17 protein-coding genes are annotated in these 19,972 nt (G+C 73.0%); 7 read left to right on the top strand and 10 right to left on the bottom strand.

Annotated features, from left to right (window positions below; genetic code table 11):
* Nucleotides 1–79 precede the first annotated feature (79 nt).
* A complete protein-coding gene (locus ABZY12_RS14770; RefSeq protein ID WP_356890072.1) occupies nucleotides 80–574 on the top strand; it encodes a cupin domain-containing protein in 495 nt (164 codons plus the stop codon).
* A gap of 172 nt (nucleotides 575–746) precedes the next feature.
* On the opposite strand, the gene ABZY12_RS14775 is transcribed toward ABZY12_RS14770, so the two are convergent.
* Nucleotides 747–1,517 (bottom strand): IclR family transcriptional regulator, encoded by a 771-nt coding sequence (locus tag ABZY12_RS14775; RefSeq protein WP_356890074.1) that lies wholly within the window; start codon nucleotides 1,515–1,517, stop codon nucleotides 747–749.
* Between the two features lie 118 nt (nucleotides 1,518–1,635).
* Here ABZY12_RS14775 and ABZY12_RS14780 point away from each other — a divergent pair, with 118 nt between their 5' ends.
* A complete protein-coding gene (locus tag ABZY12_RS14780) occupies nucleotides 1,636–3,132 on the top strand; it encodes an aldehyde dehydrogenase (NADP(+)) (protein ID WP_356890076.1) in 1,497 nt (498 codons plus the stop codon).
* 15 nt (nucleotides 3,133–3,147) lie between these two features.
* Here ABZY12_RS14780 and ABZY12_RS14785 read toward each other — a convergent pair whose 3' ends face one another.
* Nucleotides 3,148–4,146, bottom strand: a complete 999-nt coding sequence (locus ABZY12_RS14785; protein ID WP_356890078.1) for a zinc-dependent alcohol dehydrogenase family protein — start codon at nucleotides 4,144–4,146, stop codon at nucleotides 3,148–3,150.
* Nucleotides 4,147–4,234: 88 nt separating this feature from the next.
* Here ABZY12_RS14785 and ABZY12_RS14790 point away from each other — a divergent pair, with 88 nt between their 5' ends.
* The 3 genes from ABZY12_RS14790 (at nucleotide 4,235) to ABZY12_RS14800 (ending at nucleotide 7,126) form a co-directional block, all read left to right on the top strand.
* On the top strand, nucleotides 4,235–5,173 hold the full coding sequence (locus ABZY12_RS14790; RefSeq protein WP_356890080.1) for an AraC family transcriptional regulator: 939 nt from the start codon (nucleotides 4,235–4,237) through the stop codon (nucleotides 5,171–5,173).
* A gap of 120 nt (nucleotides 5,174–5,293) precedes the next feature.
* On the top strand, nucleotides 5,294–6,001 hold the full coding sequence (locus tag ABZY12_RS14795; RefSeq protein ID WP_356890082.1) for a DsbA family oxidoreductase: 708 nt from the start codon (nucleotides 5,294–5,296) through the stop codon (nucleotides 5,999–6,001).
* Between the two features lie 69 nt (nucleotides 6,002–6,070).
* On the top strand, nucleotides 6,071–7,126 hold the full coding sequence (locus tag ABZY12_RS14800; protein ID WP_356890084.1) for an aminotransferase class V-fold PLP-dependent enzyme: 1,056 nt from the start codon (nucleotides 6,071–6,073) through the stop codon (nucleotides 7,124–7,126).
* Nucleotides 7,127–7,241: 115 nt separating this feature from the next.
* Here ABZY12_RS14800 and thpD read toward each other — a convergent pair whose 3' ends face one another.
* The 5 genes from thpD to ABZY12_RS14825 form a co-directional block, all read right to left on the bottom strand.
* A complete protein-coding gene (gene thpD / locus ABZY12_RS14805; RefSeq protein ID WP_356890086.1) occupies nucleotides 7,242–8,129 on the bottom strand; it encodes an ectoine hydroxylase in 888 nt (295 codons plus the stop codon).
* 2 nt (nucleotides 8,130–8,131) lie between these two features.
* Complete coding sequence (locus ABZY12_RS14810; protein WP_356890088.1) at nucleotides 8,132–8,530, bottom strand: ectoine synthase; 399 nt, start codon at nucleotides 8,528–8,530, stop codon at nucleotides 8,132–8,134.
* 32 nt (nucleotides 8,531–8,562) lie between these two features.
* Nucleotides 8,563–9,831 (bottom strand): diaminobutyrate--2-oxoglutarate transaminase, encoded by a 1,269-nt coding sequence (gene ectB, locus ABZY12_RS14815; RefSeq protein ID WP_356890090.1) that lies wholly within the window; start codon nucleotides 9,829–9,831, stop codon nucleotides 8,563–8,565.
* Nucleotides 9,828–10,340, bottom strand: a complete 513-nt coding sequence (ectA, locus tag ABZY12_RS14820; protein ID WP_356890092.1) for a diaminobutyrate acetyltransferase — start codon at nucleotides 10,338–10,340, stop codon at nucleotides 9,828–9,830. The genes ectB and ectA overlap by 4 nt, the downstream gene beginning before the upstream one ends.
* Before the next feature lie 376 nt (nucleotides 10,341–10,716).
* Entirely contained in the window at nucleotides 10,717–11,817 is a 1,101-nt protein-coding gene (locus ABZY12_RS14825) for an aminotransferase class V-fold PLP-dependent enzyme (protein ID WP_356890219.1), read from the bottom strand.
* A 233-nt stretch (nucleotides 11,818–12,050) separates the two neighbouring features.
* Here ABZY12_RS14825 and ABZY12_RS14830 point away from each other — a divergent pair, with 233 nt between their 5' ends.
* Nucleotides 12,051–13,145 (top strand): amidohydrolase family protein, encoded by a 1,095-nt coding sequence (locus tag ABZY12_RS14830; protein ID WP_356890094.1) that lies wholly within the window; start codon nucleotides 12,051–12,053, stop codon nucleotides 13,143–13,145.
* A gap of 171 nt (nucleotides 13,146–13,316) precedes the next feature.
* Here ABZY12_RS14830 and ABZY12_RS14835 read toward each other — a convergent pair whose 3' ends face one another.
* Nucleotides 13,317–13,883, bottom strand: a complete 567-nt coding sequence (locus ABZY12_RS14835) for a GNAT family N-acetyltransferase (protein ID WP_356890096.1) — start codon at nucleotides 13,881–13,883, stop codon at nucleotides 13,317–13,319.
* Entirely contained in the window at nucleotides 13,870–16,779 is a 2,910-nt protein-coding gene (locus ABZY12_RS14840) for a penicillin acylase family protein (RefSeq protein ID WP_356890221.1), read from the bottom strand. The genes ABZY12_RS14835 and ABZY12_RS14840 overlap by 14 nt, the downstream gene beginning before the upstream one ends.
* 463 nt (nucleotides 16,780–17,242) lie before the next feature.
* Here ABZY12_RS14840 and ABZY12_RS14845 point away from each other — a divergent pair, with 463 nt between their 5' ends.
* Complete coding sequence (locus ABZY12_RS14845) at nucleotides 17,243–18,211, top strand: SCO1860 family LAETG-anchored protein (RefSeq protein ID WP_356890098.1); 969 nt, start codon at nucleotides 17,243–17,245, stop codon at nucleotides 18,209–18,211.
* A 179-nt stretch (nucleotides 18,212–18,390) separates the two neighbouring features.
* On the opposite strand, the gene cobC is transcribed toward ABZY12_RS14845, so the two are convergent.
* The gene (gene cobC / locus ABZY12_RS14850) at nucleotides 18,391–19,962 is read right to left on the bottom strand and encodes an Rv2231c family pyridoxal phosphate-dependent protein CobC (protein WP_356890100.1); all 1,572 of its coding nucleotides are present in this window, start codon (nucleotides 19,960–19,962) and stop codon (nucleotides 18,391–18,393) included.
* Between the last annotated feature and the right edge of the window lie 10 nt (nucleotides 19,963–19,972).

Consider the following 19,972-nt stretch of genomic DNA (forward strand, 5'->3'; position numbering starts at 1 on the left):
CACCCAGGAGGATTGACCCATGATTCCGGGCGGGAAATGCACCCTGTCCCAGGTCACCCGGATGCCTAGGGTGATCTTCATGAACACAACGAAGGCATTCACCCCGCTCCTCACCCGTGCCGCCGACGCCGAGACCACCGCCGACCCCAGCAGCGTGATGACCCTCCTCGCCGACTCCGACACCACCGGCGGTCTGCTCACCAGCTACCGCTCGTCCTTCGCGAAGGGCGCGATCGGTGCCCCGGCGCACTTCCACACCAAGGCGTCGGAGATGTTCTTCGTGCTCGGCGGCTCGCTGCAGGTCCTGGTCGGCGAGGAGCTGACCGTCCTGGAGCGGGGCGACTTCCTGCTGGTGCCGCCGCACACGCCGCACGCCTTCGCGGCCGCGCCGGGAGCCGAGGCCGACGTGCTGTTCGTGTTCACGCCGGGCATGGCCCGCTTCGACTACCTGCGGCTGCTCGGCAGGGTGATGCGCGGCGAGGCGAGTTTCGAGGAGATCAAGGAGTCCTCCGAGCGCTTCGACAACCACTACGTCGACAGCCCGGTGTGGCAGCGGGCCCTGGCCGAGCGGTGACCCGCGCCGACGGGCCCGACCAGGTCCGGCGGTCGCGAGGCCGGAACCCGGTCGGAGTCGGTGCTCGCGGGGACGGGCCCGGCCATGACCGGCGGTTCGAGCCCTGCCCGGCCGTGACCGGCGGTTCGAGGCCGGCCCGGTCGGAGCCGGCAGCCGCGAGGCCCCGGCCCGGTCAGAGCCGGCGGGTCGCCAGCGTCAGCCGGTCGCGGGCGTCGAACAGTGCGTCCTTGATCATCTGCTCGTGTCCGGGGGTGAGCCGGGCCACCGGCACCGAGCAGCTGATCGCGTCCCGCGCCGGTGTCCGGTACGGGATCGCGATGCCGAAGCAGCGCAGCCCGAGGGTGTTCTCCTCGCGGTCCACCGCATAGCCCTGCTCGCGGATGAGGTGCAGCTCCTCGATGAGCTTCTCGCGGTCGGTGAGGGTGTGCTCGGTCAGCGCCGGCAGCGTCTCCGGGAGCATCTTCCGCACCTGCTCGTCGCTGTGGGTGGCGAGCAGCGCCTTGCCCAGCGAGGTCGAGTGGGCGGGCAGCCTGCGGCCGACCCGGGTGAACGGCCGCAGGTAGTGCTGGGACTGACGGGTCGCCAGATAGACCACGTTGGTGCCGTCGAGCCGCGCCAGGTGGATGGTCTCGGTGGTGTCGTCGGAGAGCCGGTCCAGGGTGGGCCGGGCGGCGGCCACCACCTCGTCGCCGTCGATGTACGAGGTACCGACCAGCAGGGCCCGCACCCCGATGCCGTACCGCGTGCCGGTCGCGTCGGTCTCCACCCAGCCCAGCTCGACCAGGGTGCGCAGCAGCATGTAGAGACTGGACTTGGGGTAGCCGACCGCCTCCTGGACGGCGGCGAGCGAGTGCATTCCGGGCCGCCCGGCGAAGTACTCGAGCAGTTCCACCGTCCGTACAGCGGACTTGACCTGTGACCCACCCGTGTCGGCCGTCGACATCACCCTCGCCCCTCTCGTCGCCGCCCCTTGTGGAGACGGCCCGCCCGTCAATAGAGTCCCATTCACCTACAGGAACTGTGTTCAGAATAGCGAACAGGTCGTGAAGAGGGGCGTGTCGGTGGCGGCTGAATCAGTGTGGAGTGTGGACCCCCGGACGGGGAAGCCGCGCGAACAGGTTGCGGTGGAAGCCACAGCGAACGAGGTCGACCAGGCCGTACGGGCCGCGCACGCCGCCCGGGACGCGCTCGCCGACCGTACGGCGCGGGCCGCCCTGCTCCGTACCGCCGCCGACCTCCTCGACGAGGCGGCCGCGCACGTCATCGAGGCGGCCGACGCCGAGACGGCCCTCGGACCGGTCCGGCTGACGGGCGAACTCGCCCGTACCACCGCGCAGTTGCGCTCCTTCGCGGATGTCGTCGACGAGGGCTCCTTCCTCGACGTGCGCATCGACCTGCCCGACCCGACCACGACGCCGCCCACCCCCGACCTGCGCCGCTGGAAGATCCCGCTCGGCGTCGTCGCCGTCTACGCGGCCAGCAACTTCCCGCTCGCCTTCTCCGTCCCCGGCGGCGACACGGCGAGCGCGCTGGCGGCCGGCTGCCCCGTCGTGATCAAGTCCCACCCCGACCATCCGGCCACCTCCGAGCTCTGCGCCTCCCTGCTGCGCCGGGCCGCGGCCAGGACCGGGCTCCCCGAGGACGTCGTCGTCCTCGTCCACGGCTTCGACGCGGGCGTGGAGCTCGTCCGCCACCCGCTGGTCGCGGCGGCCGGCTTCACCGGTTCGGTACGCGGCGGGCGCGCGCTCTTCGACGCGGCGGCCGCCCGGCCCGTCCCCATCCCCTTCCACGGCGAACTCGGCTCGCTCAACCCCGTCGTGATCACCGACGCGGCAGCACGCGAGCGGGCCGAGGTGATCGGGGCCGGACTCGCGGGCTCAATGACCCTGGGCGAGGGCCAGTTCTGCACCAAGCCCGGCTTCGTCCTCGCACCGCGAGGCGAAGCGGGCGACGGCGTCGTGGAGTCGCTGACGGCGGCCGTCAGCGAGACGGAGCCGGGCGTCATGCTCGACCACCGGATGCGCGACGCCTTCGTCACCGGCGTCCGGGAGCGGGCCGGACTCCCGGGCGTGGCCGCGCCGGTCACCCCGGGCGCCGGCGGGGAGCACACGGTCAGCGCGGGCGTCCTGACCGTCGACGCGGAGACCCTGCTCAAGGGCGGGCACGAGCTGCTCCTCGAGGAGTGCTTCGGCCCGGTGACCGTGGTCGCCCGCTACGCCTCCCGGGAGGAGATCAGCGAGGTCCTCTCCCTGCTGCCCGGCAACCTCACGGCCACCCTGCAGATCGCGGCCGACGACGACCCGGACGCCTCCGGCCTCCTCGCCGAACTCACCCCGCTGGCCGGACGCGTCCTGGTCAACGGCTGGCCGACCGGTGTGGCGGTCGCGGGCGCCCAGCACCACGGCGGGCCGTACCCCGCCACCACCTCCACCTCCACCTCGGTCGGCGCGACCGCGATCGAGCGCTGGCTGCGCCCGGTCACGTACCAGTCGACTCCGCAGCACCTGCTCCCGCCGGAGCTGCGGGACGACAACCCGCTCGGTATTCCGCGCCGCTGACCGCACGGTGGAGGATCACACCCGCACCACGATCTTCCCGGTGTGGGTGTTGGACTCCATCAGCCGATGGGCGTCGGTGATCGACTCCAGGCCCTCGAAGGTCTCCGCGATCACCGGCGTCAGCGAGCCGTCGCGCAGCCCGGACCCCAGGAACCCGGCCATGCGCCGACGTCCCTCCGCCGTGCGCACCACCGCGCCGTTGGCGTAACCCCGCACGGTCAAAGGCCAGTTCATGGGGACGGCGGCCGGCCGCGGATCCAGCCAGCCGTACAGCACCGCCGTGCCGCCGGGCTCCAGGGCGCCGCCCAGTTTGGCGAAGCCCGGCCCGCCGACGGCGTCGAAGACCACCCGCGCGCCCCGGCCGCCGGTGAACCGCCTTACCTCCTCCACCAGGTCCTCGCCGTCGGTGGCGATCACCCGCGCCGCGCCCAGGTCGAGCAGCCGCCGCCGTTTGGTCTCGCCCCGGGTCGTGGCGATCGGGACCGCCCCGACGCGCAGCGCCGTCCGGATCGCGGCCGTCCCCACCCCGCTGGACGCGCCCGTGATCACCACGTGGTCCCCGGGGCGCAGCCCGCCCGCCTCCACCATGCCGCCGTACGCCGTCGTGTACGCCAGCCAGGTCGCCGCCGCCGTCACGGCGTCCACCCCCTCCGGCCTGGCCACCAGGTACTCCTCGGGCAGCACGACCCGCTCGGCGTGGACCCCGTGCACCCCGAAGTCGAAGTTGGCGGCGGCCGTCACCGGGTCGCCGGGGGCGTACGCCGTGACGCCCTCGCCGACGCGCTCGACCACGCCGGCCGCCTCGTAGCCGAGCCGGGAGCCGGGGAGCGTGGCCGGGTAGTAGTAGGCGCCGGAGCGGAAGAGCGCCTCGGCGCGGTTGAGACCGATCGCCTCGACCCGCACCAGCACCTCGCCCGGGCCGGGCGAGGGCAGCGCCACCTTCTTGACCCGGAGCACCTCCGGGCCGCCGAGCTCGTGGAACACCACTGCCTTCGTCGTCATGTCGGTTGTCATGGAACCGACCGTAGGCAGCCGCGGAGAGACGAACCATGTCCCATGGGCTCCCCTCCATGTCCGGGCGTCTCGCGGGTACGGTGCGGGGATGGACGTACTGAGCGATGCCGTCGCGGCCATGCGCACCGGGCGGCCGCACTCCTCCCGCACCGTACGGACCGGCCCCTGGGGGTGGCGCTTCCCGGCGAGCAAGGGCGCCGGATTCCATGTGCTGACCCAGGGTTCGGCCTGGCTGCTGCACCCCGACGCCACCCCGCCCGTCCGGCTGGAACCCGGCGACGTCGTCCTGCTCGCGCACGGCTCCCGGCACGGCCTCGCGGACGACCCCGCCACCCCTCTCGTCGAGGCGGCCACCCTCCCGGACGGCTCCTGGCCGACCGAGCCGCATCGCGGCCCCGCGGGCCCCGCGGACACCCTGCTGCTGTGCGGCGCCTACCAGGTGAACCGGGCCCGGGCCCATCCGCTCTTCGCCGAGCTGCCGCCGTTCCTCCTCGTCCGGACCGGCCGCGGCGGCGGCCACGCCGAGGTGCGTGCCGCCGTCGAACTGCTCGGCGCCGAACTCGCCGATCCGAGGCCCGGTTCGGACGCGATCGTGCCCTCGCTGCTCGACGTCCTGCTGGTGCACCTGATCCGCACCTGGTGGCTGACGGAACGCGCGGACCGTACGACCGGCTGGTCGGCCGCCCTGAGCGACCCGGCGGTCGCCGCCGCGCTCCAGGCCATCCACGCCGACCCGGCCCGGCCGTGGACGGTGGAGGAACTCGGCACCCGGGCGGGCCTCTCCCGCGCGGCCTTCGCCCGCCGGTTCACCACCCTGGTCGGCCGGCCGCCCCTCGCGTACCTGACCTGGTGGCGCATGACGACGGCGGGCCGGCTGCTGCGCACGGACGACACCCCGTTGCGGACGGTGGCCGGACGGGCGGGATACTCCTCGGAGTTCGCCTTCGCCAAGGCGTTCAAGCGTGAGTACGGCGTGGCACCGGGGCAGTACCGCCGCCGGTCGTCCCCCGAAGCACCGTCCCGCTGACCGGCGCGCCGGTACCCCACGTCGTGGTCCGCCTCACGCTGCCGCCCGTGGCGGAATGAATCGGCGGGCCGCGACGTTTCCGCAGCGGAACACCCCCCGACCCCGGAGAGAAGTACGTACATGCGCGTCGAGATATGGAGCGACATCGCCTGCCCGTGGTGCTACATCGGCAAGGCCCGCTTCGAGAAGGGCCTCGCGGCCTTCGCCCACCGCGACGAGATCGAGGTGGTGCACCGCTCCTTCGAGCTCGACCCGAACCGGCCCAAGGGCGACACGGCGCCGGTGATCGACATGCTCGCACGCAAGTACGGCCGCACCCTGGACGAGGCCCGTGCCATGGAGGCCCACGTCGCCTCCAACGCGCACTCCGAGGGGCTCGGGTACCGCACCGAGGGCCGCGACCACGGCAACACCTTCGACATCCACCGGCTGCTGCACCTGGCGAAGGCGCGCGGCCGGCAGAACGAGCTGCTCGACCTCGCCTACCGCGCCAACTTCGCCGAGGAGCGGTCCGTCTTCGACAACGAGACGCTGGTCGGCCTCGCCGTCGAGGCCGGACTGGACGAGGCCGAGGTCCGCTCGGTGCTCGCCGACGACAGCGCGTACGCCGACGAGGTACGGGCGGACGAGCGCGAGGCGGCCGAGCTGGGCGCGAACGGCGTGCCGTTCTTCGTCCTCGACCGCCGCTACGGCATCTCCGGCGGCCAGCCCGCCGAGGTCTTCACCCAGGCCCTGGAGCAGGCGTGGCAGGGCCGGGCCCTCCAGCCGGTCGGCGGGGCCGCCGCCGCGGGCGCCGCCTGTGACGCCGACGGCACCTGCGACGTGTGAGCGGTGTTCGGGGGCTCCCCTCGATCATGCGTCGTTGACGTGAGGTCGAGGGGAACCGAGGCTGGGGCCATGGATTCCTTGGACCCCCTCGGTACCGCCGAGTTCGCGCCGAAGCAGACCTATCTGAACACCTCCGCCTGCGGGCTGCTGCCGCGCAGGACCATCGAGGCGATCACCCTCCTCGCCGAGGAGACCGCGGCCGGCCGCCCCGACGGCGCGGGGAGCTTCGACATCGTCGACGAGGCCCGCGCCCGCTTCGCCCGGCTCGCCGGCGTCCGCCCCGACCGGGTCGCCGTCGGCAGCTCGGTCTCGGTCCATGTCGGGATGATCGCCCAGTCGATGCCGGCCGGGGCCGAGATCCTCTTCCCCGAGGGCGACTTCAGCTCCGTCATCAACCCCTTCACCGTGCGCGGCGACCTCAAGACGCGTTTCGTGCCGCTGGAGCGGCTCGCGGAGTCCGTCCGGCCGGAGACCGCGCTCGTCGCCTTCTCCTGTGTGCAGTCGGCGGACGGCCGGACGGCCGATCTGGCGGCGATACGGGCGGCGGCGGCCGCGCACGGGGCCCGTACGCTGCTCGACGCCACCCAGTCGGCGGGGTGGCTGCCGCTGCGGGCGGGGGAGTGGGACTACACCGTGGCCGGCGGCTACAAGTTCCTGCTCTGCCCGCGCGGGGCGTCCTTCCTCACGGTCACGGAGGAGGCGCAGGACTCCCTGCTGCCGATCCACGCGGGCTGGGTCACGGGCGAGGAGATGTGGGTCAACAGCTACGGCCCGGTCCGCGAACTGGCCCGCTCCGCACGGCGGTTCGACGAACCGGCGGCCTTCCTCTCGTACCACGGCGCCGCGCGTTCGCTGGCACTGCTCGAAGAGATCGGCATCGAGCGGATCCAGGGCCACAACAAGGCGCTCGCGGCCCGCTTCCGGGACGGGCTCACGGCCCTGGGGCACGCGCCCGTCGCGGACGTCTCCGCGGTGGTCGCGGTCCCCGGCCTCGGCGAACGCCAGGACGCCCTCCGGGAGGCCGGCATCCTGATGTCCGCCCGCGCGGGGAACCTGCGCGCCTCCTTCCACCTGTACAACGGCACGGCGGACGTGGACCGTGCCCTGGAGGTCCTGGGCGGCTGACGCCGGCCGGGGGAAGGCACGCGGACGCCCCCGGACGCCAGGCCGTGGCCTGATGTTCGGGGGCGTGTCCGGTGCGTGTCCGGGACGGGGCGGGCCGGTCAGGGGCCCGCGCCCGTCACCGTACCGGCGTGAAGTCCCTCGCCCCGATGAACTCCGGCCGCCGCACCGGTGCGGCGAACGGCTCCACCGCCGCGTTCTCCACGCTGTTGAAGACGATGAAGACGTTGCTGCGCGGATACGGCGTGATGTTGTCGCCCGAGCCGTGCATGGCGTTGCAGTCGAACCAGGTCGCCGACCCCGCCCGGCCGGTGAACAGCCGGATGCCGTGCGCGTCCGCGAGGCTCGTCAGCGCCTCGTCGGACGGGGTGCCCGCGTCCTGCATCTGGAGCGAGCGCTTGTAGTTGTCCTTCGGGGTGGCGCCCGCGCAGCCGAGGAACGTCCGGTGCGATCCCGGCATGATCATCAGGCCGCCGTTGGTGTCGTGGTTCTCGGTCAGCGCGATCGACACGGACACGGTCCGCATCCTCGGCAGCCCGTCCTCGGCGTGCCAGGTCTCGAAGTCCGAGTGCCAGTAGAACCCGGAGGCGCCGAATCCCGGCTTCACGTTGATCCGCGACTGGTGGACGTACACGTCCGAGCCGAGGATCTCGCGGGCCCGGCCCACCACTCGCTCGTCCCGTACGAGGCGGGCGAAGACCTCGCTGATCCGGTGCACCTCGAAGACCGAGCGGACGGAGCCGGACTTCGGTTCGATGATCGCGCGCTCGTCGCCCCGTACGGCGGGATCGGCGATCAGCCGGTCGAGCTCCTGCTTGTAGACGGCCACTTCGGCGTCGGTGAGCAGGTCCGGCTCGGCGAGGAAGCCGTCCCGTTCGTACGGCTCGAGGTCCGGGCCGACCGGTCCCCAGACCACCGGGTCCCGGCGGGGCGTGAGCACCTCGGAGGTGCCACGCGTCGGGTAGAGGTCGGTCAGGTCCGTGCTGTTCGTGAGTACGTCGGTCATGCTCAGGCCTCCTCCGTGAGCAGGGGGTACACCCCGTTCTCGTCGTGGTCCTCCCGTCCGGTGACGGGCGGGTTGAAGACGCAGACGCACCGGAAGTCGGTCTTCGGGCGCATCGTGTGCCGCTCATGGCCGTCGAGCAGGTACATCGTGCCGGGCTCGATCCAGTGCGTCTCGCCGGTCTCGTCGTTCGTCAGCTCGGCCTCGCCCTCCACACAGAGGACGGCCTCGATGTGGTTGGCGTACCACATGGACGTCTCCGTGCCCGCGTACAGCACGGTCTCGTGGAGGGAGAAGCCGACCTTCTCCTTGGCGAGGACGATCCGCTTGCTCTCCCAGGTGCCGGACTTGGCCCTGACATGGCGGTCGGTGTTCTCGATGTCCTTGAACGATCGGACGATCACGGTGGTGCAACTCCCTTGGGTGTACGGGTGGTTCAGGCGGTCTCGTGGACCGCGCGGGACAGCGTGCGCAGCCCCTCGTCCAGCTCGTCGGGCGTGACGGTGAGCGGCGGCAGCATCTTCACGACCTGGCTCTCCGGGCCCGACGTCTCCAGAAGGAGACCCAGCTCGAAGGCGCGGGCGCAGACCTTCGCCGCCCGGGTCCGGTCCGCGAACTCCAGGCCCCAGACCAGGCCGCGGCCCCGGTAGTGGGCGCCGTCGGCGGAGTTCTCCTCGCAGAGGGCGAGGAGCGCCTGCTCGACCTGCTCGCCGCGCGCCAGCGTCTGCTTCTCCATCTGGCCGTCGGCCCAGTAGGCGTCGAGCGCGGCGGTGGCGGTGACGAAGGCCGGGTTGTTGCCGCGGAACGTGCCGTTGTGCTCGCCGGGCTCCCACACGTCCAGCTCCGGCCGGAACAGGCAGAGCGACATGGGCAGGCCGTATCCGCTGATCGACTTCGACAGCGTGACGATGTCGGGGGTGATGCCGGCCTCCTCGAAGGAGAAGAACGCGCCGGTACGCCCGCAGCCCATCTGGATGTCGTCGACGATCAGCAGCATGTCCTGGCGCTTGCACAGGTCGGCGAGCGCCCGCAGCCACTCGTTCCTGGCGACGTTGATGCCGCCCTCGCCCTGGACCGTCTCCACGATCACGGCGGCGGGCTTGTTGAGCCCCGAGCCCTGGTCGTCGAGCAGCCGCTCGAACCACAGGAAGTCCGGGAGCTGCCCGTCGAGGTACTGGTCGAACGGCATCGGAGTGCCGTGCACCAGCGGGATGCCGGCGCCGGCCCGCTTGAAGGCGTTGCCGGTGACGGCGAGCGAACCGAGCGACATTCCGTGGAAGGCGTTGGTGAAGGAGACCACGGATTCGCGGCCCTTCACCTTCCGGGCCAGTTTCAGCGCGGCCTCCACCGCGTTGGTGCCGGTCGGCCCCGGGAACATCACCTTGTACGGCAGCGAGCGCGGCTCGAGGACGACTTCCTGGAAGGTCTCCAGGAAGCTGCGCTTGGCGGTGGTCGCCATGTCGAGACCGTGGGTGATGCCGTCGCGTTCCAGATAGTCGATCAGGGCGCGTTTCAGTACGGGATTGTTGTGGCCGTAATTGAGTGAACCGGCGCCGGCGAAGAAGTCGAGGTAGTCGCGGCCGTTCTCGTCGACGAGGCGGGCGCCCTGGGCGCGGTCGAAGACGGTGGGCCAGCCGCGGCAGTAGCTGCGCACCTCCGACTCCAGGGTCTCGAAGACGCTCAGGGCGGGCGGGGCGATGGTCACAGCGATTCTCCTGTGGGCTGGAAGGGTCCGATGCGGTACAGGACTTCGGGCTGGTGGCCGGCGCCGTCGGGGAACAGGTTCCCGTCGAAGAGGACCTCGCGCTCCAGGTGGAGCCCGTGGCGCCGGGCGTAGGCGGTGAACAGCCGGTCCGAGGCCGTGTTGTCCGGCGTGACGGTCGTCTCGACGGCGTCCGGGGTCGTCCGCACGGTCAGCGCGTCCAGGAGCACCCCGGCCAGGCCCCGCCCCTGGTGCGCGTCGTCGACGGCGATCTGCCAGACGACGAGGGTGCCGGGGCGGTCGGGCCGCAGATATCCGGTGACGAAGGCGATCGGCTCCCCGTCGGCGTCGCGTGCGACCAGTGACGTGGCGGCGAAGTCGCGACACCACAGCAGATAGCTGTACGAGGAGTTCAGGTCCAGTACCTCGGAATCGCGGGCGATACGCCAGATCGCGGCTCCGTCCTCCACTCGTGGGCTTTCTACGGTCATGGCTGCTTGTGCGGCGGTCATGGGGAGGGAATTTACCGAGCGAAATTCTGAATTGCATGTGCCTGAGGGGTGTGCAGGCGCGTCGGTACATGTTATTCGCGCGAGCGCGAAGCGCGGTGGTTTTGCCCGTAAATACCCAGGCAAATCGGACGCGATGTGGAGTCGGTCACAAGGTCGAGAGCGCGGTGAAACGCTGACGAAACCTTGGTGTTTGCGATCTGGGAAACGGGGCAGAAGAGGCCAGGAGAAGACAAGGGAATTTGCTCGGAGAATGTCTTTCTTATTTCGATACCGGAAATGTGAAATGCCGCGACCGGTGCTGCGGTCGCGGCATTTCGTGGACTGTCCCGAAGGGGCGTGGCGTGCCGTGGCGGTGCCCGGCGGGGTTTGGCGGGGGCTACCCCAGCATCTCCGTGACCGCGCGACGCGCGCCCTCCACGTCGACCGGCCGGCCCGTCTCGGCGAGCGCCGTGCCCAGGGCCGCGAGGGAGGACCGCACCGCGTCCGGAGTCGCGTCCGCGCCGTAGTGGTTGACCCGGATCATCTCCTTCGACAGCGCCCCGCCGCCCGCGATCAGCGGCAGCGACGGGTCCGCGGCCAGCGCCTTCGCCACCAGCTCGGAGGCGTCCACACCCGCCGGGGAACGCAGTGTCGTCGCGACCGGGGCCGCGTCCCTCGCCTCGTACACGTACGGCTCGAGCCCGCCGCCCAGGGCCAGCGCGCCCGCGCGGGTCGCGGCCGCCGCCGCGGCGTGCCGGGCCATCAGCACGTCCAGGCCCTCGGCCTCGATCCGCTCCAGGCACGCCTCCAGGGACAGCATCTCCAGCTGCGCCGGAGCGTGCAGCAGCGCCTTGCGGCCGCCGTCGATCCACCGCTCCTTCCAGTCCAGGAGGGAGAGGTACGAGCGGCGCGGCGCCCGAGGGTTCGCGGCGAACCGCTCCCAGGCGCGCTCGCTGACCGAGACCGCCGAGACACCGGCCGGGCCGCCCATCGCCTTCTGCGCGCCGATGATGCACATGTCGACGCCCCAGGCGTCGGGCAGCACCGGCTCGGCGCCGATCGATGCCACCGCGTCGAGGTAGAACAGCGCGCCGTGCGCCCGCACGACCTCGCCGATCTCCGCGACCGGGTTGGTGTTGCCGGTCGCCGCCTCGGCGTGCACCAGCGACACGAAATCGATCTCGGGGTGCTCGGCGAGCGCCCGCTCCACCTGCGCGGCCGTCACGGCCGTGTGGAAGGGGACCGTCAGGTCCACGACGGTCGCCCCGCAGTCGCGCAGCCAGTCGCCGAAGGTCTGCCCGTACGGGCCGGTGACGATGTTCAGCGCGGTCGAACCCGGCCGCGCCCCGCTGCGGATGCAGCCCTCCAGGGGCAGCAGCGCCTCGCCCTGGGTGATCACCACGTCCTGCTCGGTGGAGAGCAGCGCGGCGACCCGCCGCTCGATGGACGCGAAGTGCGCGGCGGTCAGCGGGGCCAGGTCCAGAAGCGGGTGTGTCACGGTCACGGCGGTGCCTTCTTCGACTCGGTTCGGTGCAGGTGGAGCGGGTGCGGCCTGGCAGGTGGAGCTGTCGCCGGCGCTCACGGTGAAGCCGCCGAGCGGCTTCGGCCCAGGGTACCGAGAGGGGCCCCGACGCTCGGTGGCACGGCCCCTGGATCCCCGGTACGGAGCCGCCGTCGACGAGTGACGGGCGCGACTCCCGGCGGCTCGCCGGCCCCTCGTACAGTGCAGGCATGAGCGATCACGTGGTGCTGCATGTGAAGGGGCGGGTGCTCGTCGGCCCGGAGGACGTACGGGACGAACTGTGGGCCGTCGACGGCCGGATCACCTTCGAGCGTCCGCCGGCGCGACCGGACGACGTGCTGACCGTGACCGGCTGGGCCCTGCCCGGCCTCGTCGACGCGCACTGCCACGTCGGGCTGGACCAGCACGGCCCCGTCGACGACGCCACGAGCGAGAAGCAGGCGCTGACGGATCGCGACGCGGGCACGCTCCTGATCCGCGATGCCGGTTCGCCCTCCGACACGCGCTGGATCGACGCACGCGAGGACCTTCCGAAGATCATTCGCGCGGGCCGCCACATCGCCCGCACCCGCCGCTACATCCGCAACTACGCCCATGAGATCGAGCCGTCCGACCTGGTGGCGTACGTCGGCCGGGAGGCCCGGCGCGGTGACGGCTGGGTCAAGCTCGTCGGCGACTGGATCGACCGCGAGGAAGGCGACCTCACCGCGTGCTGGCCGCGCGCCGAGGTCGAGGCGGCGATCGCGGAGGCGCACCGCCTGGGGGCGCGGGTCACGGCGCACTGCTTCGCCGAGGACTCGCTGCGGGACCTGGTGGAGGCGGGCATCGACTGCATCGAGCACGCCACCGGCCTGACCGAGGAGACGATCCCGCTCTTCGCGGAGCGGGGCGTCGCGATCGTCCCGACGCTCGTCAACATCGCGACGTTCCCGCGGCTCGCGGACGGTGGCGAGGAGAAGTTCCCGCGCTGGTCGGCGCATATGCGACGGCTGTACGAGCGCCGGTACGACACCGTCCGCTCTGCGTACGACGCGGGCGTCCCGGTCTTCGTCGGCACGGACGCGGGCGGCTCCCTGGCCCACGGCCTGGTCGCGGCGGAGGTCGAGGAACTGGTCAAGGCCGGCATCCCGCCGATCGAGGCCCTGTCGGCGACCGCCTGGGGAGCGCGGTCCTGGCTGGGCCGCCCCTCACTGGAGGAGGGCGCCCCGGCGGACCTGGTCGTCTACGACGACGACCCCCGCGCGGACGTCCGCGTCCTGGCGGCGCCGCGGCGGGTGATCGTCAACGGGCGGGTGATCGGCTGAGACGGGCGGCTCGCGGGCGGTCGCGGGGGCCGGCGGGCGGGTATCGGGTGGGGCGGGCTGCCCGCCGGGTGGGCGTCGTCCGATCGCCCGGCGGCCACCGACCGCCCGCCGACCTGTTCGGCTGGGCCGGCCGTCCGCCGGGTGTTCGGCGGAGGCCTCCGGCGGTCGGCGTCAGCGGGAGAGGAACGCCAGCCGGGCCTTCTTCTCCGGGATGAAGACCTCGGGAAGGTCCACCTCCGGCAGCACCACCTCCGGGCCGAGTTCGAACCCGGCCCGCGCCAGCCGGGCGATCGCCTTCTCGTTGGCGGCGTCGGGCTCGGCGACCACACGGGTGTGGCCGGTCAGGGCGAAGTCGAGCAGCGCGGTGAGCAGCCCGGCGGAGAAGCCCCGCTCGGGCGCGGCGGCCGGCGCGACCAGCAGATGGACGCCGATGTCGCCGGGCAGCACGTCGTAGCACTCGCCGACCCGGTCGGCCTCCGGGTCGTACGTCTGGAAGAGGGCGACCGGCTCGCCGGCCCGCCGGGCGAGGAAGCCGTGGTGCGTGGTGAGGGAGTCCAGGTGCGCGTACACGTCCCGCACCTGCTCGACGGTCGTCCCGCCCATGCCCCAGAACCGGGCCCGGTCCTCGTTGACCCAGCCGTGGAGGAGGGCGGCGTCGCGGTCGGGGTCGATGCGGTCGATCGTGACGGTGCCGAAGCCCTCGACGGTCTGGATGTGGACGGGCTCAGTGGTCGTCATGGGGGAGCTCCTTGGTGAGGTGGTGCCAGTCGGTGGTGACGGGGGCGAGTTCGCCCCGCAGCCACAGCGGGAGTTGGTCACGGTGGTGGGCGTCGCCGTCGACGCCGGAGGCGCCGAACGGCACGACCCAGAGGCTGTTGTCGCGGTCGGCGAGGTCCCAGACGTAGCGGGCGGCCGAGGCACGGGCGCTGCGGTCGGTGAACCCGGGCACGCTGGACGTGGACAGCACGCAGTCGTGGTCCCCGCCGAGGCCGGGCCACTGGGCGTCGTCCGGGTCGGGCAGCGCCTGCCAGGGAGCGAGGCGGTGCGTCACGCCCCAGGCCGCGGGCTCCTCCCCGGCGGCGACCTCTTCGAGCGCTTCCCGGACGATCTCCGCGACGTCCCCGGCCGGTACGGGTCCGGAGACGAGCAGCGTCTCCAGTGCGAACGCCACCCGGGGGCCGAGCGCGAGCCACGGCTGGAACAGGGCGGGGTACGGTGCCGGCTCGCGCAGGGCCTCGAAGGAGGGGTGCGCGGCGATCCGCCGCACGACGGCCCCGCGCACGGCGGCGTACAGCCCGGCGTCGCGGCTGCCGCTCTCCATCCGCCGATCCCACGCGAGCAGACGGGCCCGCACGTGGGACGCCTCGGGGGACAGCGCCCGCGTGTGGCGCCCCGCGAGGGGGCCGGCGGCCTCCGCGGTGCCGGGGGCGGCCGAGCCGGTTGCCGCCGTCGCTGTGCCGGGATCGGCCGGGCCGGCCCCTGCTGGGGCCTCGGACGCGGTGCCGGGATCGGCCGGACCGACCCGCCCCGGAGCCTCGGACTCGGCGCCGGAGCGTGCCGGTGCCACCGGCTCGGCCTCCTGCGGCGCCACGGGGATGCCGGTCCTCGTGGCGACGCCGGGCGCCGTACCCGGCTCATCGTCGGTCGCGGCGGTGGCGCGGATCGCCGCGAGCAGGCGTGCCGCCGAGGGGTTGTCGGTGTCGGTGTGGACCGAGACCATCGCCTCGGGGGTCCAGTTCGTGGACTCCGCGAGCAGCGCGTCGATCCGGGCCGCCCGGTGCGGCGGCGCGAACTCCACGCCGAGCGGGGCCGCCAGGCCACGGGCGTTGGCCATGACGGCGTGGCCGTCGACGTCGGCCCGCGGCATCGGGGCGGATCGGTCGCGCCACGCGTGGCCGGCTTCCCAGGCGGGCACCACCCGCAGGGAGTTGGCGCGGTCGCGGACGGGCACATGCCCCGCGACCCGGTGCAGAAGCCCACCGGTGGTGTCGGCGGCCTGAACGACGTTGACGGGCTCGACCCATCCGTCGACGGCGCGGTCCACGTCCGCGACGGTCCGCGAGGCGAGCAGCTCGGGCAGCACCCGGAAGCCGAGCTCACCGGTCACCCGAGGCGGATACCGCAGACTGATCCCCTCCCAGGAGCGCCCGGCCCCGGAACCGGCCCCAGGGCCGGCGCCAGGGCCGGCGCCCGGGTCGGCACCCAGGTCCGCGCCTGTGCCTGGCTGCGCGGCGATGGGGTGACCGGCGGTGACGGCACCCTCGCCTGTGCCTGTGCCTGTGCCTGTGCCTGTGCCTGCGCTTGCCCCGCCCTCCGCGGCGAGGCCGTGCCCGGCCGTGACGGCGTCCGCGTCCCCGCCCGCACCGGCATGCCCGTCGCCCGCCGGACCCGGTCCGGTGCCGGGCGCCCCGGGTGACCCCGGCTCCCCGGACGCGGCGTCCGTGTTCCCGGGTGCTCCCGGCCCTCCGGAAGCGGCGTCCGTGTTCCCGGGTGCTCCCGGCTCCCCGGACGCGGCGTCCGTGTTCCCGGGTGCTCCCGGCCCTCCGGAAGCGGCGTCCGTGTTCCCGGGTGCTCCCGGCTCCCCGGAAGCGGCGTCCGTGTTCCCGGGTGCTCCCGGCCCCTCGGACCCTCCCGAAGCATCCGCATCCGCATCCGCATCCGCATCCGCATCCGCGGCCGCGTCCCCGCGCGAGCCCAGCCCGCCGAACCCCCCGGTCACGTCCGTGATGATCACCGGCCCCCGGGCCGTCTCGATGACCTCGATCTCGACCGGCTCGGCGTCCGCCACCTCCACCGTCTCGGTGTGGACCGACGCCGGGTGCCAGCCGTCCGGGCCGAGGGCCTCCACGCCGCCGTCGGCGGTCCGGCGCAGGCGTTCACGGTAGAGGTCCTGGTAGTCCGCCATCGCGTTGGTGATCGCCCACGCCACCCCGCCCGTGTGGCCGAAGTGGGCGAGGCCGGGCACGCCCGGGACGGCGAGGCCGACCACGTCGTACTCCGGGCACGCGAGCCGGATCTGCTGATAGACCCCGGGCGCCTCGATGAAGCGGTGCGGGTCACCCGCCACGATGGGGGACCCGCTCGCGGTGCGGTCTCCGGAGACCACCCAGCCGTTGGAGCCCGCCGTTCCGGGCCCGTCCGTGGCGAACAGCTCCGTCCACTCCTCACCGAGCCGCCGCGCGACCTCCTCGCGCCACAGCTTCGTCGGGAAGCCCGCGAACAGGATGTGCGTGGACAGCCAGACGGCCAGCGGCGTCCACGGCTCCCAGCGGCCCGGAACGAGCCCCGTCGCCGCGAACTCGGGCGCCCGCCGGGCCCCTTCCGCCAGGCCCTCGTTGACCCCGTCCACGTACGCCCGTACCCACCGCGCCGTCGCCTCGTCCTCGCGGTCGAGCCGGTCGAAGCAGCGGCGCGCGGTGTCGGCCAGCCGTGCCTGGCGGGCGAAGGTGTCCCAGCCCACCTCGGCCGCCCCGAGGAACGCCGCCGTGGTCCCCTGCGCCCGGTGCCGCTCGACCTCCAGCTGCCAGGCCCGGTCCCGCGCGGTCACCCGCCCCTGCGCGTGGGAGAGTTCGCTCGGGTCGGCGGCGCGCAGATGCGGGACGCCCCACTTGTCCCGAAAGACCTCGATGCTCACTCCGACCCCGATCTCATCCACTATTTCTTAGGTTAGGCTGGCCTAAATTACTACAGGACCTCGGTGGACGGGACCGCGGTGGGGGCGCGCGCGCAACGCGCTCGCGCCACCCAAGGGGCGCTGCCGCTCCCTGGGGTACCGGCGCGCCACCCGGCCCACCCCGCCGGGGCGCCGGGTTGACGGTCCGTTACCTCGCATCGCCGCGCCTCGTTGATCTACTTCCCGTGCGCGCCGCGCCCGCCCGTATGGGGCGCAACACGCGAGGCTCACGGGAACGCTTGTGTCGAAAAAATCGAATGCGCACGCGGAAACCCTCCTTTCGAGTGAACTCACCTCGGGTATCCGCCAGTTCACTCTCCGTGCGTAAAGATTCCGGTGTCTCGAGTCGTCGACTCCGCACCGGCCACATGTCCCCGTGGTGAGCGGACGGCGACGCCATGTCTCTCGTGGGGGTTCCACCACCTTGAACAGCAACACCTTCCGCATGCCCGTACGCCGTACCGCCGCCGCCGCGACCGTCGTCGCGCTGGCCGTCGGACCCGTGGTCCTCGCGGCTCCCGCGGCGCACGCCACGGGCGGCGAAGGACGCGCCACCGCCGCCGTCCTGCGGACCGGCCTCGACGTCTCCCTGCTCAACGCCGTGCACGTGCCCCTGAGGGCCTCCCTCAACGAGGTCGAGGCACCGGCCGACGCGGACAAGACGGCGCTCACCGTAACGCTGGACGGCGTGGAGCAGGGCAGGCCGGTCAACGTCCTGCGCGCCGACGTGGCGACCGCCCGCGCGACCGTGGACCGGAACAGGGCCGAGGGCCACACCCACCTCGCCAAGGCGCGGGTCCACGTCCCCGGACTTCCGGCGCTCCCGCTGATCGAGGTGCAGAAGGTCACGTCCAAGGCGGTCTGCGAGGCAGGCGAGCGACCCGTCGCCGAGTCCAACGTGCTCGGCCATGTGACGGTCCTCGGCAAGAAGACCACGCTCTCCTCCGGTGGGCGGACCAAGGTCACCGCACCCGGCGTCGGCGAGGTCACCCTGGACCTGTCGCGGACCGCCACGACCTCGCGCACCGCGGCGGCCACCGCCCTCGAACTGAAGATCGCCGTCAACCCGCTCGACCTGAACGTGGCGAAGGTGACCGGCGTGGTGACCCTCGCCGAGGCGACCTGCGAGACTCCGAAGGGCACCCGGCCCACGCAGAAGCCCACCGACGAGCCCACGGACCGACCGACCGACCAGCCCTCGAAGGAGCCCTCCACCCGGCCCACGGACGGCGGCGGAGTCGAGACCCAGAACGGCGGCTCGAACCCGACCGACCAGAACCTCGCCGAGACCGGCGGCAGCTCGACGACCCCGTACCTCGCGGGAGGCGCCGCCCTCCTGCTCGGCGTCGGTGGCGGCGCCCTCATGATGGCGCGAAGCCGCGCCCGCGGCTGACCGGCCCGAGGGGGGCCTCAGGGGAAGAGGGAAGGGGAAGCGGGAGGGCGGTGCTGACGACGCCGCCCTCCCCGCACACGCGCTCCCGGAGCCTTCCGGCCCCGATCCGCCGGCCGACCCTCGGGAGCGCGCCCGAGGCCCCGATCCGTCGGCCGACCCTCAGCCTGCCCCGACAGGCCCTAACCCTCGATCAGCAGCGCCTGGTCCAAGGCCTGCAGGAAGCAGTTCGTCGTCGTCCGGTCGCGGACCGCCAGGCGCAGCCAGTGCCGGTCCAGACCCGGGAACGTGTCGCCCCGACGCACCGCGAACCCCAGCGCCCGCAGCCGCTCCCGTACCGCGTCCGCGCGCTCGATCCGGATCAGCACGAACGGCCCCTCCGCCGCCGACACCGCCCGGACCTCGTCGAACTCCGCGAGCCCGGCGAGCAGATGCGCCCGCTCCACGCCGATCCGGTGCGCCGCGTGCTCCGCCTCCGCCAGCGCCGGCCGCGACATGCACGCCTCCGCCGCCACCAGCGCCGGTGTCGACACCGGCCACAGCGGCTGCGCCCGCTCGAGTGCGGCGATCGTCTCCGGCTCGGCGAGGACGTAACCGATCCGCAGCCCCGCCAGCCCCCAGGTCTTCGTCAGGCTCCGCAGCACCACCAGGCCCGGCACGTCCGTCCGCCCGGCCAGCGCCTCCCGCTCGCCCGGCACCGCGTCCAGGAACGCCTCGTCCACCACCAGCGTCCGGCCCGGCCGCGCCAGCGAGGCGATGGTCTCCGCCGGATGCAGCACGGACGTCGGATTCGTCGGGTTCCCGATCACCACCAGATCCGCCTCCTCCGGCACCATCGCCGGATCGAGCCGGAACCCGTCCTCCTCGCGCAGCAGCACCCGGCCCACCTCGTGCCCGGCGTCACGCAGCGCCGCCTCCGGCTCGGTGAACTGCGGATGCACCACGACCGGCCGCCGTACCGGCAGCGCCCGCGCGAGCAGCACGAACGCCTCCGCCGCACCGGCCGTGAGCAGCACCCGTCGCGGCGCCAGATCGTGCCGCTCGGCGACCGCCGCGCGCGCGGCCCGCCCGTCGGGGTAGAGCGCGAGACTCGTCAGCGAGGCCGCGATCCGCTCCCGCAACCACTCCGGCGGCGTGTTCGTACGGACATTGACCGCGAGGTCGATCAACTTCTCGTCCCGTATCTCGGCGTCACCGTGATGACGCAGATCATGGGCATCGGAGTGCGTATGCGTATACATGGCCGCCGTCGGGTGATGAATGGGGGGTGTACGGAGCTCGGGGACCGGGTCGAACGCCGCCTTCCCAGCGGTGTACCCGTGTCCCTGGGGCAACAACCGTGCGGTGGTGGACTCTTCGTTCGTCACAAACGGGAGAGAACGGGCGATCGCGCACGTAACGCCGCCCGATTTCCGTTTCTGTACGAGAAGTTCGGCCCCTTCGCCCGTCCCCGCCAGAGCCGTCGCGCCCGCGAGCGCCGCCGCCTCCGCCACGGAAGCCGTTCCCGTCGCCGCCAGTGACACCGACGACGGATGCGGTACGGGCACGGAAGCCAGCACGTCGGACCCGAACGCCCGCACAGGCACCCCCCAGCGCTCCGCCGTCCCCACGATCCCCGGCTCCCCGGCCCGCGCGTCCAGCGTGGCCAGCGCCACCACATCCGCGACCGTCAGACCCGCCTCCGCCAGGGTCCGCCCCACCAGGCCGGCCACCTCGTCCACCGACACGCCCGAACGGGCCCCCACGCCCGCCACGACGACATCC

Origin of the sequence: Streptomyces sp. NPDC006551 (genome assembly GCF_040611675.1) — a bacterium.
In the GTDB taxonomy this organism is placed as follows: Bacteria; Actinomycetota; Actinomycetes; order Streptomycetales; family Streptomycetaceae; genus Streptomyces.